This is a genomic window from Streptomyces sp. NPDC059787 (assembly GCF_042732315.1).
GTDB lineage: Bacteria > Actinomycetota > Actinomycetes > Streptomycetales > Streptomycetaceae > Streptomyces > Streptomyces atrovirens.
The window spans coordinates 95104-111405 of the sequence record NZ_JBHWHX010000022.1 but is presented as its reverse complement, the minus strand read 5'-3'; the positions used below and the strand labels follow the sequence as shown (position 1 = coordinate 111405).

General features: G+C 72.5%; 17 protein-coding genes and 1 pseudogene. 12 read left to right on the top strand and 6 right to left on the bottom strand.

Annotated features, from left to right (window positions below; genetic code table 11):
- The first annotated feature begins 18 nt into the window (after positions 1 to 18).
- The 4 genes from ACFV5H_RS21845 (at position 19) to ACFV5H_RS21830 (ending at position 3966) form a co-directional block, all read left to right on the top strand.
- Entirely contained in the window at positions 19 to 1356 is a 1338-nt protein-coding gene (locus ACFV5H_RS21845) for a sensor histidine kinase (protein ID WP_385196771.1), read from the top strand.
- The gene (locus ACFV5H_RS21840) at positions 1353 to 2018 is read left to right on the top strand and encodes a response regulator (RefSeq protein ID WP_385196768.1); all 666 of its coding nucleotides are present in this window, start codon (positions 1353 to 1355) and stop codon (positions 2016 to 2018) included. The genes ACFV5H_RS21845 and ACFV5H_RS21840 overlap by 4 nt, the downstream gene beginning before the upstream one ends.
- 39 nt (positions 2019 to 2057) lie before the next feature.
- Positions 2058 to 3281: a cytochrome P450 gene (locus tag ACFV5H_RS21835; RefSeq protein ID WP_385196766.1), complete on the top strand. Its 1224-nt coding sequence runs from the start codon at positions 2058 to 2060 to the stop codon at positions 3279 to 3281.
- 88 nt (positions 3282 to 3369) lie between these two features.
- Complete coding sequence (locus ACFV5H_RS21830; protein WP_385046191.1) at positions 3370 to 3966, top strand: Uma2 family endonuclease; 597 nt, start codon at positions 3370 to 3372, stop codon at positions 3964 to 3966.
- A 7-nt stretch (positions 3967 to 3973) separates the two neighbouring features.
- On the opposite strand, the pseudogene ACFV5H_RS21825 reads toward ACFV5H_RS21830, so the two are convergent.
- A pseudogene (locus tag ACFV5H_RS21825) lies at positions 3974 to 4750 on the bottom strand (ABC transporter permease); the annotation flags it as partial.
- Between ACFV5H_RS21825 and ACFV5H_RS21820 the strand changes: the two are divergent.
- A complete protein-coding gene (locus ACFV5H_RS21820; protein ID WP_385196805.1) occupies positions 4650 to 4871 on the top strand; it encodes a hypothetical protein in 222 nt (73 codons plus the stop codon). The pseudogene ACFV5H_RS21825 and the gene ACFV5H_RS21820 overlap by 101 nt on opposite strands.
- An 84-nt stretch (positions 4872 to 4955) precedes the next feature.
- Positions 4956 to 5546 (top strand): Uma2 family endonuclease, encoded by a 591-nt coding sequence (locus ACFV5H_RS21815; protein ID WP_385196763.1) that lies wholly within the window; start codon positions 4956 to 4958, stop codon positions 5544 to 5546.
- A gap of 1 nt (position 5547) precedes the next feature.
- Here ACFV5H_RS21815 and ACFV5H_RS21810 read toward each other — a convergent pair whose 3' ends face one another.
- On the bottom strand, positions 5548 to 6417 hold the full coding sequence (locus ACFV5H_RS21810) for a diacylglycerol kinase family protein (protein ID WP_385196761.1): 870 nt from the start codon (positions 6415 to 6417) through the stop codon (positions 5548 to 5550).
- Between the two features lie 185 nt (positions 6418 to 6602).
- On the opposite strand from ACFV5H_RS21810, the gene ACFV5H_RS21805 reads away from it, so the two are divergent.
- Both ACFV5H_RS21805 and ACFV5H_RS21800 read left to right on the top strand, forming a co-directional pair.
- Positions 6603 to 7886, top strand: coding sequence for an adenylosuccinate synthase (locus ACFV5H_RS21805; protein ID WP_085570978.1), 1284 nt, complete (start codon positions 6603 to 6605; stop codon positions 7884 to 7886).
- Positions 7887 to 7984: 98 nt separating this feature from the next.
- Positions 7985 to 8275: a hypothetical protein gene (locus ACFV5H_RS21800; RefSeq protein WP_385196803.1), complete on the top strand. Its 291-nt coding sequence runs from the start codon at positions 7985 to 7987 to the stop codon at positions 8273 to 8275.
- 3 nt (positions 8276 to 8278) lie between these two features.
- Here ACFV5H_RS21800 and ACFV5H_RS21795 read toward each other — a convergent pair whose 3' ends face one another.
- The 3 genes from ACFV5H_RS21795 to ACFV5H_RS21785 all read right to left on the bottom strand — a co-directional run bounded on the left by ACFV5H_RS21795 (position 8279) and on the right by ACFV5H_RS21785 (position 11254).
- Positions 8279 to 8929: a hypothetical protein gene (locus ACFV5H_RS21795; RefSeq protein ID WP_385046139.1), complete on the bottom strand. Its 651-nt coding sequence runs from the start codon at positions 8927 to 8929 to the stop codon at positions 8279 to 8281.
- Between the two features lie 44 nt (positions 8930 to 8973).
- Positions 8974 to 9747, bottom strand: a complete 774-nt coding sequence (locus tag ACFV5H_RS21790) for a GntR family transcriptional regulator (protein WP_385196757.1) — start codon at positions 9745 to 9747, stop codon at positions 8974 to 8976.
- 151 nt (positions 9748 to 9898) lie between these two features.
- A complete protein-coding gene (locus tag ACFV5H_RS21785; RefSeq protein WP_385196754.1) occupies positions 9899 to 11254 on the bottom strand; it encodes an aspartate aminotransferase family protein in 1356 nt (451 codons plus the stop codon).
- A 157-nt stretch (positions 11255 to 11411) separates the two neighbouring features.
- On the opposite strand from ACFV5H_RS21785, the gene ACFV5H_RS21780 reads away from it, so the two are divergent.
- The 3 genes from ACFV5H_RS21780 to ACFV5H_RS21770 all read left to right on the top strand — a co-directional run bounded on the left by ACFV5H_RS21780 (position 11412) and on the right by ACFV5H_RS21770 (position 14788).
- Positions 11412 to 12017, top strand: a complete 606-nt coding sequence (locus tag ACFV5H_RS21780; protein ID WP_385196751.1) for a type 1 glutamine amidotransferase family protein — start codon at positions 11412 to 11414, stop codon at positions 12015 to 12017.
- Positions 12014 to 12484, top strand: a complete 471-nt coding sequence (locus ACFV5H_RS21775; RefSeq protein ID WP_385046128.1) for a MarR family winged helix-turn-helix transcriptional regulator — start codon at positions 12014 to 12016, stop codon at positions 12482 to 12484. The genes ACFV5H_RS21780 and ACFV5H_RS21775 overlap by 4 nt, the downstream gene beginning before the upstream one ends.
- Before the next feature lie 75 nt (positions 12485 to 12559).
- Positions 12560 to 14788, top strand: coding sequence for a protein kinase (locus ACFV5H_RS21770; protein WP_385196800.1), 2229 nt, complete (start codon positions 12560 to 12562; stop codon positions 14786 to 14788).
- 115 nt (positions 14789 to 14903) lie between these two features.
- Here ACFV5H_RS21770 and ACFV5H_RS21765 read toward each other — a convergent pair whose 3' ends face one another.
- Positions 14904 to 15650 (bottom strand): SLATT domain-containing protein, encoded by a 747-nt coding sequence (locus ACFV5H_RS21765; RefSeq protein ID WP_385046126.1) that lies wholly within the window; start codon positions 15648 to 15650, stop codon positions 14904 to 14906.
- A 271-nt stretch (positions 15651 to 15921) separates the two neighbouring features.
- Here ACFV5H_RS21765 and ACFV5H_RS21760 point away from each other — a divergent pair, with 271 nt between their 5' ends.
- Positions 15922 to 16263: a YbaB/EbfC family nucleoid-associated protein gene (locus tag ACFV5H_RS21760; RefSeq protein ID WP_030863093.1), complete on the top strand. Its 342-nt coding sequence runs from the start codon at positions 15922 to 15924 to the stop codon at positions 16261 to 16263.
- Positions 16264 to 16302: the final 39 nt, after the last annotated feature.

Genomic DNA, 16302 nt, shown 5'->3' with positions numbered 1-16302 from the left:
TCGGCCTACCGTGTGAGCGTGACCGAGACGACTCACCAGCAGCACGGGAACGGGACCCGCAGCCCCGAGTACCGGCTGGCCCGGAACTCCCTGCGGGGACTGCGCCAGGACCTGTTCCACGACCCCTTCGCCTACCGCCCGCTGCCGCCCCGGCGCACGGACGGACCGTTCGTCCGCCGGCTGCCCGGCCGGCTGCGGTCGGCCGCGCAGCACCTCCCGCACGCGGTCGTGGGGGCGATGGCGCTGATCGCCCTGATGGCCGGTGCGCTGTCGAGCGGCCTGCCCGGCGGGGACGTGGCGGCCCTGCTGATCGGCCTGCTGTGCGCGCTCCCGGTGCTCGCCACGCTGGTCCGGCCGGCCGGCGCGTTCTGGCTGTCCCTCGCGGTGACCCCGGTGGTCGCGCTGATCAAGAGCGGCGACGCCGACTGGCCGTGGATGCCCGGCGCGTTCGTCTGCCACCTGGCGGTGCTGGTCGTCGTGGCGCTGCGCACCCGGCCCCGCACGGCCGCCTGGATGTGGGTCCTGACCGCCGTGTACGCCTTCCTCTCGGACGTCCTGTTCGGCGGGTCGTACTACTACACCAACAGCGGGCCCATGATGGTGACGTCCGCGTTCGCCCTGCTCGTGGTCTCCCTCTGGCACGTCCGCCGCACCGCCGAGCAGGAGGTGACCGCCCAGCAGACCGTCACCGCGCACGAACGCTCCCGGCGCACCCTCCTCGAGGAGCGCACCACCATCGCCCGCGAGCTGCACGACGTGGTCGCCCACCACATGTCGGTGGTCGCCATCCAGGCCGAGGCGGCCCCGTACCGGGTGGAGAACCCGCCGCCGGAGCTGGAGCGCGCCTTCGTCACCATCCGGGAGAACGCGGTGGCCGCCCTCACCGAGCTGCGCCGCATCCTGGGCGTGGTCCGCGCCGAGGACTACGAGGCCCCGGACGCCCCGCAGCCCACCCTCGCCGACCTGGACGCCCTGCTCGTCAACGTGCGCGACGCGGGGTTGCGGGTGGAGAAGGTGGTGACCGGCGCGGTGCGGGAGCTGCCGCAGGGGGTGGAGCTGTCGGCGTACCGGATCGTGCAGGAGGCGCTGAGCAACAGCCTGCGGCACGCGCCCGGCGCGAGCGCCCGCGTGGAGATCGGGTACGTCCTGGGCGGGCTCGGCGTGCGTGTGGTCAACGACCCGGCTCCCGAACCGAACCTGATCAAGCCCTCGCCCGGCGCGGGCCACGGCATCACCGGCATGCGCGAGCGGGTCACCATGCTGAACGGCGAGATGACGGCCGGCCCGACGGACGACGGCGGCTACGAGGTCGCCGTGTTCCTGCCGGTCGCCACGGTGAACGAAGGTGACGCATGACGATCCGTGTCCTGATCGTGGACGACCAGATGATGGTGCGCGAGGGCTTCTCGGTCCTGCTGAACGCGATGCCCGACATCGAGGTCGTCGGCGAGGCCGTCAACGGCCGGGAGGCGGTGGAGCGGGTCCGTGAGCTCACCCCCGACGTCGTCCTCATGGACATCCGCATGCCCGAGCTGAACGGCATCGAGGCGACGCGGGAGATCGTCGCCGCCGACGGCACGGCGAAGGTCCTGGTGCTGACCACCTTCGACCTCGACGAGTACGTCTACCAGGCGCTGCGCGCGGGCGCCTCCGGCTTCCTCCTCAAGGACGCCTCCGCCCGCCAGCTCGCCGACGGGGTCCGGATCGTCGCCGCCGGTGAGGCGCTGCTCGCCCCGACGGTCACCCGGCGCCTGATCACCGAGTTCTCCAAGCTGTCCGAGGGCCCGCGCCTGATGCCGTCCGCGCAGGCGGCGTACGGCGACCTCACCGAGCGGGAGACGGAGGTGCTGGTGCTGATCGCGCAGGGCCTGTCGAACGCGGAGATCGCCGGGCGGCTGGTGGTCGCCGAGTCGACGATCAAGACGCACGTCAGCCGCATCCTGGTGAAACTGGGCCTGCGCGACCGCACCCAGGCGGCGGTGTTCGCCTACGAGGCACGGCTGGTCACCCCCGGCTGACCCTGGCCAGGGGGCGGGTTGCCGGGCTAACGTCCGTTCATGGCAGCCCTTGACGACCTCGCGTTCGACCCGTGGGACCCCGCGTTCGTCGCCGACCCGTACCCCGCCTACGCCGAGCTGCGGGAGCGGGGCCGGGTGCGGTACTTCGAGCCGACGGGCCAGTGGCTGGTCGCGCACCACGCGGACGTCTCGGCGCTGCTGCGCGACCGGCGCCTGGGACGGACGTACCAGCACCGCTTCACCCACGAGGAGTTCGGCCGCACCGCCCCGCCGCCGGAGCACGAGCCGTTCCACACCCTCAACGACCACGGCATGCTCGACCTCGAACCGCCGGACCACACCCGCATCCGCCGCCTGGTGTCGAAGGCGTTCACCCCGCGCACGGTGGAGCGCCTCAGGCCGTACGTCCGTGATCTCGCGGACGACCTGGTGTCCGCGCTGGTCGAGGCGGGCGGCGGTGACCTGCTCAAGGACGTCGCCGAGCCGCTGCCGGTCGCGGTGATCGCCGAGATGCTCGGCATCCCGGAGTCCGACCGGGCCCCGCTGCGCCCCTGGTCGGCGGAGATCTGCGGCATGTACGAGCTGAACCCGCCGGAGGAGACGGCGACCAAGGCCGTCCGGGCGTCGGTCGAGTTCTCCGACTACCTCCGCGGGCTGATCGCCGAGCGCCGCAAGAACCCGGGCGACGACCTGATCTCGGGCCTGATCGCCGCCCACGACGAGGACGACGACCGGCTCACCGAGCAGGAGATGATCTCCACCTGCGTCCTGCTGCTGAACGCGGGCCACGAGGCCACCGTGAACTCCACGGTCAACGGCTGGTGGGCCCTGTTCCGCCACCCGGACCAGCTCGCCGCCCTGCGCGCGGACCACTCCCTGGTCCCCACGGCGGTCGAGGAGCTGATGCGCTACGACACCCCGCTCCAGCTCTTCGAACGCTGGGTCCTCGACGAGATCGAGATCGACGGCCGGGTGATCCCGAGGGGCGCGGAGATCGCGATGCTCTTCGGCTCCGCCAACCACGACCCGGCGGTCTTCACCGACCCGTCCCGCCTGGACCTCACCCGCCGCGACAACCCGCACATCTCCTTCAGCGCCGGCATCCACTACTGCATCGGCGCACCACTGGCCCGTATCGAGCTGGCGGCGTCGATGACGGCGCTGCTGGAGCGAGCGCCGACGCTGCGGCTCGCGGCGGAGCCGAGGCGCAAGCCGAACTTCGTGATCAGAGGGCTGGAGGGGCTGGCCGTGGAGGTGGGGTGACCACCCGTTCGGCTGATCATGTCGCCGATCCGCCCGGGCGCTCGTCCGCGGTCCGGCAGGCTGGTGAGCGCCTGCGAAGGAGGGCACCATGACGGTCATGACGCAGCACATGGCTCAGATGTCCGTGGAGGAGTTCGAGGAGCTCGCCGCCCACGTGGCCAAGAGGTTCGACGCCGTCAGGTTGGAGTTCATCAACGGACGGGTCGGGATCAAGGGCATGACGGACGGCAACCACAGCGAGGTCATCCGGTGGCTGCAGGAGTGCTTCCTTCTGGCGGGCAGCGGCCTGTGGCTCTACGGAGGCGGGGAGCTGGGGCTGAAGGTCGAGAAGTACCGCAAGGGCCGGGCCCTCCCGGACGCGGTGCTCGCGCCTCGCGGGACATTCGCCGGGAAGGGGGACTGGGCCGAAACGGAGGGCGTGATCATGACGGTCGAGGTCACGTCCTACGACTCGGACACCCACCGTCGGGACCGTGAGGAGAAGCCCGCCGGATACGCCGACGCCGGAATCCCGCACTACCTGCTGATCGACCGCGACGACTGCTCCGTCACACTCTTCAGCGACCCGTCCCCGACCGACGGCTACCAGATCGCTGTCAAGAAGTCCTTCGGCCACAAGCTCTCCCTGCCGGAACCCCTCGGTATCGAGCTCGACACCGAGGAACTCAAGCGGTACGTGGATTGACACGACGTCACGTCGTCATGTCCCTCCGCCGCAGCCCCGTCAGCCCCGCCGCCACAAGTGCCACCGCGAGCGCCGTGAGGACCAGTACCGGCGCCCACGCCATCCCCCCGCCCGGCAGCTTCGGCAGATGACCGAAGGGGGACAGGTCCAGCACCGCCCGCGGCACGTCCAGCGCCGGGCCGACCCAGCCGATCAGCAGCACCGCCCCGGCCACGCCCCACGCCGCCGTCGCCGCCCGGGGCGCCAGCCCGTACAGCAGGACCGCGACCCCGCCGATCACCCACACCGCCGGGACCTGCACCAGACACGCGCCCAGGACCGCGCCCGCCTGCTCACCGTGGCCGAGCGCGAGGCCCGCCCCCGCGAGCAGCATCAGCAGTGCCGCCCCGCCGAACGCCACCGTCAGGTGCCCGGCCGCCCAGCGCAGCCGTCCGACGGCCCCCGCGAGGACCGGTTCGGCCCGCCCCGAGGTCTCCTCGCCGTGCAGCCGCAGCACCGACGCCACGATGAACAGCGCGGCCACCAGCCCCAGCACCCCGGCCATCGTGGCGAGAAACGCGTCCGTCAGTTTCGACTGACCGCCCATCCGCTGGAAGATCTCGCGGGCGCCCTCGTTGTCGCCGACCGGCTCGGCCGCCCCCTCGGCCATCCCGCCGTACACCAGCCCCGCGAGCAGGAACCCGATGCTCCAGCCGAGCACACCGCCCCGCTGCAACCGCCGGGCCAGCGCGCCCGCGCTGCCCAGCCGCCCGGCGGCCGGTCCCGGACGGCTCGGCAGGTCGACGTCCCCGGCGGGGCGCCGGCTGACGGAGACGCCGGCCTTCTTCGAGTTCGTGGAGAAGGAGGTCGAGGCGATGACGGAGCGCTGGCGGGTGCACCGGGAGGAGCGGTTCGGGCGGGGGTGAGAGGTGATCGGGAAGCGACCGCGGGAGCGTGACCGATCGGATACTCTGAGTGGCGGCTGGTCCGCTTCCAGGGGAGAGCGCATCATGACAGTCATGGCTGAGCGACCGACGATAAACGGCAGCGAACCCAACAGCTTCGAGGATCTGCTGAGGACCCTCGACGAGCTGGACGTGCCCGACGGCTACAAGGCCGAGATCATCAGGGGGAACATCGTCGTGTCGCCGTGGTCGAAGGGGTATTACCACCGAGTGATGCGCCTGGTGTGCGAGCAACTCGAACCGCATCTCCCCGCAGAGCACTCCATCAGCTACGGTCCGTTCCTGTATGTCTTCCCGGGGGACGAACGCGCGTACGGACCGGACATCCATGCCGTGCCTGAACACGTCTTCGAGACCACCAGCAATCACCTGGACGGCGAAGCCCTGTCCTTCGTCGCCGAGCTGACCTCCTCCTCCACCCGCGACGACGACCTGACGGGCAAGGTCGAGACGTACGGCAGGGCGGGTGTTCCCGTCTACCTGCTCCTCGACATGCAGGAGGAGCAGACCACGGTCTTCTCGATGCCCTCCGCCAAGGGTTACGAGGCCTGCGAAACCAAGCCTTTCGGTGAGAAGCTGTCCGTCCCCGCCCCGTTCGACTGCGTACTGGACACGACCGGCTTCAAGGCGCCCTGACTCATACGGGCACCGTCAGCCCCCAAGCCGCCTCCCGCACCACCCACGTCCGTGTCCGCACCGGCCCCGACACCGCCGCGTCCGCGCGATAGCGGAAGTGCGCGCCCGACACGGTCACCGTGCGGCCCTCGGCGGACAGCGGGGACGCCTCCGCCCCCACCGACGCCGGACGCACCTCCACCCGCGCCGCCCCGGAGACACCGGGCGCGACCGAGACGCCCTCCACCGGCTGCCCCAGATCGACGAGTGTCTCCCCGTCCACCTCCACCCGCAGCCGCGTCGGTCCCGCCTCCGGCGCGGAGACGGTTCCGGACGGCCGCGCCGGCACCAGGGTCCGTACCAGCGACCGGCACGTCCGCAGCCACGGGCGCCCCGCCCCGCCGTCCGCCTCCCGCACCCGTGCCGTGACGCCGAGCGGCGGGATCCGCAGCGCGCCGAGCACCACCCCGTCGCTGTCGTCCACCAGCAGGTCCATCCGCCGCTCCGCCCCGTCCAGCACCGCCCGCGCCGCCGCCACCGCACCCGCCGGCACCCCCAGCGACCGGGCGAGGGAGACCGCGCCCCCCACCGGCACCAGCGACAGAGCGCAGTCGGCCAGCTCCCGCTGCCGGTGCAGCAGCGTCACCGCCCGCACCAGGGCCCGGTCGTCGCCCACCACCACCGGCCGCCGCGACCCGCGCCGCGCCAGTGCCCGCGCGAACTCCTCCGGACCGTCCGGCAGACACACCTTCGTGCCCGCCGCACCCGCGCTGAGCACGTCCTTCGCGATCCGGACGGACTCGCCGTCCGCCCGTCGGGCGACCGGATCGATGACCACCAGGAGCTGATCGGACGTCGCGGAAAAGGTCCTGGAAGTCGCCACCTCGGCCATGCCTCGCTTCCTCGGGTAGCATCTTTGTGCAAGAGCCCCTTGCGCTGTTGCGCCAGGGGCTTCGTCTATTCCGGGGCATCCGGTCCGACGGTTGGCGGCCAACGACGGTCGCGGTGTACGTGGCGGAAACCCACCGCGTACGCCCTCGACCATGGACATGCCCCGCCCGGAAGGGGTGTACGCGCGTGCCCGCACTTGTGCTGCTCGGTGCTCAGTGGGGTGACGAAGGCAAGGGAAAGGCGACGGACCTGCTCGGTGGTTCCGTCGACTATGTGGTGCGCTACCAGGGCGGCAACAACGCCGGCCACACGGTAGTCGTGGGTGACCAGAAGTACGCCCTCCACCTCCTCCCTTCCGGAATCCTGTCCCCCGGCTGCACGCCGGTCATCGGCAACGGCGTCGTCGTCGACCCGTCGGTCCTGTTCTCCGAGCTGAGCGGGCTGAACGAGCGAGGCGTCGACACGTCGAAGCTCCTGATCAGCGGAAACGCTCACATCATCACGCCGTACAACGTGACGGTGGACAAGGTGACCGAGCGCTTCCTCGGCAAGCGCAAGATCGGCACCACGGGCCGGGGCATCGGCCCGACCTACGCCGACAAGATCAACCGCGTCGGCATCCGCGTCCAGGACCTGTACGACGAGTCGATCCTCACCCAGAAGGTCGAAGCGGCCCTCGACGTCAAGAACCAGATGCTCACCAAGTTCTACAACCGGCGCGCGATCGCCGTCGACCAGGTGGTCGAGGAACTGCTGGGCTACGCGGACAAGCTCGCCCCGTACGTCGCCGACACGGTGCTGGTGCTGAACCAGGCGCTGGAGCAGGACAAGGTGGTCCTCTTCGAGGGCGGCCAGGGCACGCTGCTCGACATCGACCACGGCACGTACCCCTTCGTCACCTCGTCCAACCCGACCGCGGGCGGCGCCTGCACGGGCGCCGGCGTGGGCCCGACGAAGATCAGCCGGGTCATCGGCATCCTGAAGGCGTACACGACCCGCGTCGGCGCGGGGCCGTTCCCGACGGAGCTGTTCGACGAGGACGGCGAGGCGCTGCGCCGCATCGGCGGCGAGCGCGGTGTCACCACCGGCCGTGACCGCCGCTGCGGCTGGTTCGACGCGGTGATCGCCCGCTACGCCACCCGCGTCAACGGCCTCACCGACTTCTTCCTCACCAAGCTCGACGTCCTCACCGGCTGGGAGCAGATCCCGGTCTGCGTGGCGTACGAGATCGACGGCAAGCGCGTCGAGGAGCTGCCGTACTCGCAGACGGACTTCCACCACGCGAAGCCGGTCTACGAGATGCTGCCGGGCTGGTCCGAGGACATCACCGGCGCCAAGTCGTTCTCCGACCTGCCGAAGAACGCCCAGGCGTACGTCAAGGCCCTGGAGGAGATGTCCGGCGCCCCGATCTCCGCGATCGGCGTGGGCCCGGGCCGCACCGAGACGATCGAGATCAACTCGTTCCTGTAGCCGGACCGCCCCTCACCGGCGCCCGCGCGGGCGCCGGTGAGGGGGCATAGCCTGAAACTGTGTACGCCGCGTGCGTCGACCAGAAGAAGGTGAGTGCGATGCGCGTGCTGCTCAAGGCGACCATGGACACGGAGAAGACGAACGAGCTCATCCGCAGCGGGAAGATGACCGAGGTGATGAAGGAAGCGCTCGACCGGCTCCAGCCGGAAGCGGCGTACTTCGGGCCGGTGGGCGGGCAGCGTACGGCCCTGCTGGTCTTCGACCTGGCGGACAGCTCCGAAATGCCCCCGCTCAACGAACCGTTCTTCACCGAGATGAACGCCCGCGTCGAAATGACCCCGATCATGAACGCGGAGGACATGCGGAAGGGGCTCTCCGCAATGGGATGAGCCTCAGCTGAACACGATCATCGACCCCTGCGCCAGGCTCCGGGTCGCCGCCGCGTGCAGGCCCAGCCAGACGTGGCGTTCGCGGGCGAAGGGGCTGGGGTCGTACGGGGCGGGGACGGCCGGCTCCTCCAACTCGGTCGGGCCGCGCGGGGGTTCGGGTGCGGCCGGCGGGTTCGCCGGGTCGATGCCGATGGACGGGGCGACCAGCTCCAGCTCCCGCAGCAGCGCGTGGGAGGAGCCCAAGGGGCCGCCGCCCGCGAGGAGTTCGTCGTTGGCGAGGGGATGCGGGAAGTCGACGGGGACGTACGCGCCCGCGTGGTCGTAGTGCCAGACCAGGTGGGACTGCTGGGCCGTCGCCTCGAACATCTCCAGCAACTGCTCGTAGTCACCGCCCAGTTCGTCCACCGGGGTGACCGGCAGCCCGCACACCTGGAGCAGGTGCGCCCGCCGCAGGAAGTGCAGCGCGTCGTAGTCGAAACCCGCGACCGGGGCCACCTCGCCGGTCAGTCCCGGCATGTACTGGTACACCGGCACCGGCGGCAGGCCGGCCTCGGCGAGCACCGCGTTGTACTGCGCGAGTTCCTCGGCGAACGGGTTGTCGGGCGTGTGGCACAACACGTCGACGAGCGGTACCAGCCACAGGTCACAGGCCAAAGAGGGCTCCTCACACAGCACGGTCGTCGGGATGGTCGTCGTGGTCAGGGAAGCGTATCGGCGTCCGGCGCGGGCTGTTCCCTCCGTGCCGCCCCTTGTGCAGGTCCCTTACCCATCCCACCGCCCGTCAGCCCCTCCACGAGGGAGAGTGCGTGCGTGTCGTACGACTCGACGACCGCGCGGGCCTCATCGATGTCACGGCGCGACAGCGCGTCGACCAGATCGGTGTGCGCGGCCCACAGGTGTCCGCGCAGATCGGGCAGCCGCCGCAGACGCTGCACCACACACACCCAGGTCCGCACGCGCAGCCGGTGCAGGAAGTCGGTGAGGTACGGGTTGCCGAACACGGACCCGAGTTCGCGCCAGAAGCGCAGGTCGTAGCCGATGAGGACGGTGACCTCGCCGACGAGGGCCGCGCGCTGCGCCTCCTCGCCGCGTCTGCGCACCCCGGCGAGGGCCGCGGCGACCCGGGGCTCGTCCGGCCGGAGGTGGACCAGGTGGCCGTCGGTCAGCGCGCGGAACATCCCGTCGGTCACCAGGGTGCGGGCCTCGATCATGCCCCGGAAGTCGTCGGCGGAGTACTCGTGCACCCGGAAACCCCGGTGCTGGTCGGCGTCGAGCAGCCCCTGCGCCGACAGGTCGACCAGCGCCTCCCGGACGGGGGTCGCGGACACGCCGTACTGATCGGCGATCTCCTTGACGGTGAACTCCTGCCCCGGCTGGAGCCGCCCGGCCAGCACCTCGTCACGGAGCGCGTCCGCGATCTGCTGCCGCAGGGTGCTGCGGGTCACGGCGCCGCCGCCGCTGAAGCCGGGCATGGTCGGGGCGTCTCCCTCGTCGCGTTCGAGTGGCGTGCACGCGGATGTCCGCGAGCACGTCACCTTACGCGTTCGGACGGGCCCCGGGGTGTTCGAAAGGGCGCGAGGGGAGGACCCTCCCGCGCCCGCTCTCACCGGCCTCCCGGAGTGGTCACTCCACGTAGCCGTCCGCCACCGACAGGGCCGCGTCCAGCGCCGCGAGACCCTCCTTCAGCTCCGCCTCGCTCGCGTTGCACGGGGGCACCACATGCGTGCGGTTCATGTTCACGAAGGGCCAGATCCCGGCCTCCTTCGCGGCGGCGGCGAAGGCCGCCATCGGGGCGTTCGCCTCACCGGCCGCGTTGTACGGCACCAGCGGCTCGCGGGTCTCCCGGTCGCGCACCAGCTCCAGCGCCCAGAACATGCCGGTCCCGCGCACCTCGCCCACGCTCGGGTGCCGCTCCGCCAGCTCCCGCAGCCCCGGCCCGACGACGGACGCGCCGAGGGCCGCCGCGTTCTCGACGACGCCCTCCTGCGTCATCACGTCGATCGTCGCGACGGCGGCGGCGCAGGCCAGCGGGTGTCCCGAGTACGTCAGGCCGCCCGGGTACGGCCGCTTCCCGAACGTCTCCGCGATCGCCCCGGAGATCGCGACACCGCCCAGCGGCACGTACCCGGAGTTCACGCCCTTCGCGAAGGTCATCAGGTCCGGGACGACGTCGTACAGGTCCGCCGCGAACCACTTCCCGGTCCGCCCGAACCCGGCCATGACCTCGTCGAGGACGAAGACGATCCCGTACTTGTCGCACAGCTCGCGCACCCCGGCGAGATAGCCGGCGGGCGGCGGCATGATGCCCGCCGTCCCCGGGATCGTCTCCAGGATGATCGCGGCGACGGTCGACGGCCCCTCGAAGGCGATCGTCGTCTCCAGGTGCTCCAGCGCCCGCGCGCACTCCTGTTCCTCGGTCTCCGCGTAGAAGCGGGAGCGGTACAGGAACGGCGCCCAGAAGTGCACCACGCCGGCCGTGCCGCTGTCCGAGGCCCAGCGGCGCGGGTCACCGGTGACGTTGACCGCCTGCTGGGTGCCGCCGTGGTACGAGCGGTACGCGGAGAGCACCTTGGGGCGGCCGGTGTGCAGCCGCGCCATGCGCAGGGCGTGCTCCACGGCGTCGGCGCCGCCGTTGGTGAAGAAGATTTTGTCCAGGTCGCCCGGGGTCCGCTCGGCGATCAGCCGCGCCGCCTCCGAGCGTGCCTCGACGGCGAACGCGGGCGCGAACGTCGTCATCCGCGCCGCCTGCTCCTGGATCGCGGCGACGACCTTCGGGTGCTGGTAGCCGATGTTGGTGTAGACGAGGCCGCTGGTGAAGTCGAGGTAGCGCCGGCCGTCGTAGTCCCAGAAGTGCGACCCCTCCGCCCCGGCGACGGCGAGCGGGTCGATGAGCTCCTGCGCGGACCAGGAGTGGAACACGTGCGCACGGTCGGCGGCCTTGACGGCGGCCCCGACCTCGGGGTTCGGCTGAGGGGTCATACGGCCGAGGGTAGGCCGGGGCCGTGGGGCCGCGACATCGGCGGCCTGTCTGCGGTGGGGGACTTTCCGCGACAGGGTGTCGACAGGAGTGATTGACAGGAAGCTGTCACAATGACAAGATGCTGTCATCTGCTGGCGTACCCACAAGGGAGCGGTCATGACCCGCAAGCCCGTGCATCTCGCCCTCTACGACACCTTCGCCGACTGGGAGACCGGTCACGCCACCGCGCACCTCGCGCGCGCCGGCTACGAGGTGCGTACGGTCACCCCGGCCGGGGAGCCCGTCACCGGCATCGGCGGACTCCGCGTCCTGTCCGACCTCGCGCTCGACGAGCTGCGGCCCGAGGACAGCGCGCTGCTGATCCTCCCCGGCGCCGACCGCTGGGACGAGGGCGACGACCTCGCCCCCTTCGCCCGCGCCGCCCGCGCCTTCCTCGACGCGGGCGTGCCCGTCGCCGCGATCTGCGGCGCCACCGCCGGCCTCGCCCGCGAAGGGCTGCTCGACGAGCGCGCGCACACCAGCGCCGTCTCCTTCTACCTCGCCGCGACCGGCTACGCGGGCGGCGACCGGTACGTCGAGGCCGACGCGGTCACCGACGGCGGTCTCGTCACCGCCGGGCCGACCGAGCCCGTCGCCTTCGCCCGCGAGATCCTCCGGCTGCTCGGCGTCCACGACGACACGGTGACCGACGCCTGGTACCGGCTGTTCCACGACTCGGACCCCGAGGCGTACGCCACGTATATGAAGGCCACGGCGCGGTGAGCGAGGAACGTCAGGACCTGCTCAGCCGGGGCGCGCTCGGCACCTTCCGGCTGAACGGCCAGTTCCTCGCGGTCGCCGAGGAGCTGGCCCGGCCCGCCGGGCTCACCGCCGCCTGGTGGCAGGTGCTCGGCGCGGTCCTCGGCGAGCCGCTGCCGGTCTCCGGGATCGCCAGGGCCATGGGCATCACCCGGCAGAGCGTGCAGCGCGTCGCCGACCTGCTGGTGGAGCGCGGACTCGCCGAGTACCGGCCCAACCCGGCCCACCGCCGCGCCAAACTCCTCGCCCCCACGGAGCGGGGCCACACGGCGGTCAGCCGTATCGACCCCGGCCACGCGGCCTTCGCGGAGCGGCTGGCACAGGCGTACGGAGCGGCGTACGGGGAGGCGGAACTCGCCCGTGCGGTGGAGGCGCTGGAACGCCTGTCCACGGTGCTGGACACACTCGGGCCGCCTGTTACGGAACCGTAGACATCGCCCAGCTCACCGGGTACCGGCCCCGCACTATCCTCGGGATGTTGCTCATCGGGGGGAGGCGGCGTGGCGATGGACAAGCTCGGGCCCGGGGATCCACCGGGAATCGGGGCGTACCGGCTGCTGGCCCGGCTCGGGGCCGGCGGCATGGGGCAGGTCTACCTCGCCCGCTCCGACCGGGGACGCACCGTCGCCGTCAAGCTGATCCGCCGGGAACTGGCCCAGCAGGAGGAGTTCCGGGCGCGCTTCCGCCAGGAGGTGCACGCCGCGCGGCAGGTCGGCGGCGACTGGACGGCCCCGGTCCTCGACGCGGACACCGAGGCGCCCGTGCCGTGGGTGGCCACCGGGTACGTGGCCGGGCCCAGCCTCCAGCAGGTGGTCGGGCACGACCACGGGGCGCTGCCCGAGCGTTCGGTGCGCATCCTCGCCGCCGGTCTCGCGCACGCGCTGAAGGACATCCACGCCGCGGGGATCATCCACCGGGACCTCAAGCCGTCCAACGTGCTCGTCACCATCGACGGTCCGCGCGTCATCGACTTCGGGATCGCGCGGGCGCTGGAGACGGTGACCGACGGCGGGCTCACCCGCACCGGCGCGCTCGTCGGCTCGCCCGGCTTCATGGCACCCGAGCAGGTGCGCGGCGACCGCATCACGCCCGCCTGCGACGTGTTCTGCCTCGGCTCGGTGCTCGCCTACGCCGCCACCGGCACACTCCCGTTCGGCACCGCCAACAGCGGTGTGCACGCGCTGATGTTCCGCATCGCCCAGGAGGAACCCGACCTGGCCGGTGTGCCCGAGGGGATCGCCGACCTCGTACGCGACTGCCTGAAGAAGGACCCGGCGGCACGGCCCACCCTCGACCGGGTGCTGGAACGCATCGGCGCGCAGGACACCGTGACCGGCGGCCGCTCCCGCGACCCCTGGCTACCGGGCGCCCTGGTGGCCCAGCTCGGCCGCCACGCGGTGCGGTTGCTCGACGCGGAGGACCCGGAAACCCCGACGCCTCCCGCACCGGCGGGTGCGCCTCCCGCTGCCCGGCCACCGGTACCGCCCGGGGCGGCCACCCCCGGTACGCCGTCCGCCGGGCATCCGGGCGGCCCCGCCGCCGCTTCGGCGCCGGCGGCGTGGCCCTCCACACCACCCGGACCGGCCGGATCCGACGCACCCGCGCCAGGAGGTCCCGCCGGGCAGCCGGGTGCTCCCGGCCCGGGGTATCCGGGCGTGCCCGCCGCCGGACAGGGCGGCTCCGCCGGTGCGGCCGGCCCCGCAGGGCGGCCCGGCGATCCCGCCGGAACGGCCGCTCCCGCCGCCGGGCAGCCGGCGTCTCCTGGGGCGTACCCCGGTGCACCCGTTGCCGGGCAGCAGGTGCCGCCCGGGTCGGCGCATCCCGGCGCGTCCGCCGGGGGACCGGTGTCCCCCGGGGCGTACCCCGGTGTGCCCGCCGTCGGGCGACCCGTGCCGCCCGGGGCGGGCCACCACGCCGGTCCTCCCGAGCACGCCCGTGCCGCCGACGACTCCGTCGGGCCGCGTGCGGCCTCCCCGCCCCCGCCCGGGCAGCCGGGGGCGGACCGTCTGCCCACCCTCGTGGCCGGTCAGGGCACCCCCGCCCGGCCCTCGCCCCCGGGCCCGTACGGGCACCCCCAGCAGTCCGCGTACGGCTACCCCTACAACGGGCCCGCCGTCGGCCACACCCCGCCCTACGGGCCGCCGCCGTACGGGCCGGTGTCCGAGCCGCGCCGGGACAACCGTTCCACCGTGCTGCTCGTGGTGATCGCGCTGGTCGTCGCGCTCGCCGCCGGTGGCACCGTGTACGCGCTGATGAGCGGCGGCACCGCCGACAACCGTGCCGGTGGCGACCCCACCGCGCCCCCGTCGCCCGGCGGCGCATCGCGGAGTTCCGCCCCCACCACCCCCGACGACACCCGGCCGCCCAGCACCTCCGCCCCCGCGGACGGCACCATTCCCGCCGACTACCTGGGCAGTTGGTCCACCACCATCGACAACGCGAGCGGTGAGCACACCCGCCGGCTGACCATCCAGCAGGGCGAGGCCGGTGACACGGTCATGTCCCTCGTCGCCGACGGGCCCACCGGCGACGGCACCTACCACTGCGTCTTCGAGGCCCGGCTCACCGCCGGCTCCGGCGACCGGCTGGAGCTCGGCCCGTCCTCCGTGACGGTCGGGCAGCCGCGCAGCGCCTGCACTCCGGGCTCCGCCAGCGAGGTCACCCTGCTCCCCGACGGCTCCCTCCAGCGCGTGACCACCGGCAACGGCGAACAGCTCACCTACACGCGGGATTGAACGTTCGGCGAACGCCCGAGAACGAACACCGCCGACCGCTTCGCACGGCCATCCGCCGTGCCGGACCCCGGAGAGGACGGAGCCGTGCGCACGGGACGTGCCGTGACGAGCAGGCTCAGCGCGGCTCGGGCGGACGCTGCCGCGGCATGTTGGGGCGGGCCGGCCCCTGTGGGGACGGGAAGCGGCCGTACGGGAGGGAACCCTCCGGGCGTCCCGCGCCCGCCACCGCCGTCTGGATGCCCAGCGGCGCGCCCCCCGTGCGGAACTCCACCATCCAGTCGGCCGTCTCGACCCGCACCAGCTCGGTGACGTCCTCCGAGAACCGCCGCAGCACCGACAGGCACCGCTCGGCCGCCTCGCTCGCCGTGCCGTCCGCCGGGCCGAGCACCTCGCGCACGCACTCCGACGCCCAGTCGAACCGGAACGCCTGCAACCGCCGCTGCACGGCCTGCGCGGTCGCCACGTCCCGCATCCAGCCGGACGTCATCCCGAAGAACCGGTCCCCGGCCACACAGGCCACCCCGAGCAGCAGCGCCAGATAACCCCAGGGCGCGGCCCCGTCGGCCACCCCGGTCAGATCGAGCAGCGGCAGCGCCGCCCCGGTCAGCGCGCCCCCGGCCGTCCCGGCCCGCAGCGCCCACGCGCACCGCCGCTTCCACATCCGGTCCGCGAGATACCAGGCGGCCGTGTCCAGCGCGCCGCGCTCCACCCACCGGTACAGCTCGTCCAGCCGGGCCGCCGGCTCGCCCCAGTCCCCGAGCGGGAACTCCCGCCCCTCCAGGTCGTCCGGCCAGGGCCCGGCCGCCCCTTCGCCCCGCCCGTCCTGAGGCCGACCCTCGGGCTGCATCTCCGGCTGACCCACCCGGTATCTCCCTACTGACCCCTGCTGATTCCGCGTACTGTCCGTCCATGAAGTGTGACGCCAGGTGTTCACGCGCCTGACCCTTCCTACCGCCCAATGGGTGGCGGCGCCGGGGGTTCGGGCTCTTTTTCGTCCGGAAGATGGCCGTGATCAGGTATAGGGCCCCACCGTGACTCACTCGAAAGAGTGTCGGGGCAGCGGCCCCCGCGACCACGTAGGCTCGTGCCGAACGGTAAAACCCTTACCGACGGACCGACCAAGGAGCCGAATCGTGATCCCCGGTGGTGGCCAGCCGAACATGCAGCAGCTGCTCCAGCAGGCCCAGAAGATGCAGCAGGACCTGGCCAGGGCCCAGGAGGAGCTGGCGAGGACCGAGGTCGACGGGCAGTCGGGAGGCGGCCTGGTGAAGGCCACCGTCACCGGCTCCGGCGAGCTGCGCGGCCTCGTGATCGACCCGAAGGCGGTGGACCCGGAGGACACCGAGACCCTCGCCGACCTGATCGTCGCGGCGGTCCAGGCGGCCAACGAGAACGCGCAGGCTCTTCAGCAGCAGAAGCTCGGCCCGCTGGCCCAGGGGCTGGGCGGCGGCGGTCTCCCCGGCCTCCCCTTCTGACCTCTCGAACCCTCGAACCTTTCGAAGACGGCCCGCGGG

What these genes read in the sequence shown, in the direction of transcription:
- ACFV5H_RS21815 (WP_385196763.1), top strand. Translation starts at nt 4,956, where the DNA reads ATGACAGTCATGGCTGAGCGACCGACGATAAACGGCAGCGAACCCAAC.
- ACFV5H_RS21830 (WP_385046191.1), top strand. Translation starts at nt 3,370, where the DNA reads ATGACGGTCATGACGCAGCACATGGCTCAGATGTCCGTGGAGGAGTTC.
- ACFV5H_RS21820 (WP_385196805.1), top strand. Translation starts at nt 4,650, where the DNA reads ATGCTCCAGCCGAGCACACCGCCCCGCTGCAACCGCCGGGCCAGCGCG.
- ACFV5H_RS21835 (WP_385196766.1), top strand. Translation starts at nt 2,058, where the DNA reads ATGGCAGCCCTTGACGACCTCGCGTTCGACCCGTGGGACCCCGCGTTC.
- ACFV5H_RS21780 (WP_385196751.1), top strand. Translation starts at nt 11,412, where the DNA reads ATGACCCGCAAGCCCGTGCATCTCGCCCTCTACGACACCTTCGCCGAC.
- ACFV5H_RS21770 (WP_385196800.1), top strand. Translation starts at nt 12,560, where the DNA reads ATGGACAAGCTCGGGCCCGGGGATCCACCGGGAATCGGGGCGTACCGG.
- ACFV5H_RS21810 (WP_385196761.1), bottom strand. Translation starts at nt 6,417, where the DNA reads ATGGCCGAGGTGGCGACTTCCAGGACCTTTTCCGCGACGTCCGATCAG.
- ACFV5H_RS21800 (WP_385196803.1), top strand. Translation starts at nt 7,985, where the DNA reads ATGCGCGTGCTGCTCAAGGCGACCATGGACACGGAGAAGACGAACGAG.
- ACFV5H_RS21790 (WP_385196757.1), bottom strand. Translation starts at nt 9,747, where the DNA reads ATGCCCGGCTTCAGCGGCGGCGGCGCCGTGACCCGCAGCACCCTGCGG.
- ACFV5H_RS21785 (WP_385196754.1), bottom strand. Translation starts at nt 11,254, where the DNA reads ATGACCCCTCAGCCGAACCCCGAGGTCGGGGCCGCCGTCAAGGCCGCC.
- ACFV5H_RS21840 (WP_385196768.1), top strand. Translation starts at nt 1,353, where the DNA reads ATGACGATCCGTGTCCTGATCGTGGACGACCAGATGATGGTGCGCGAG.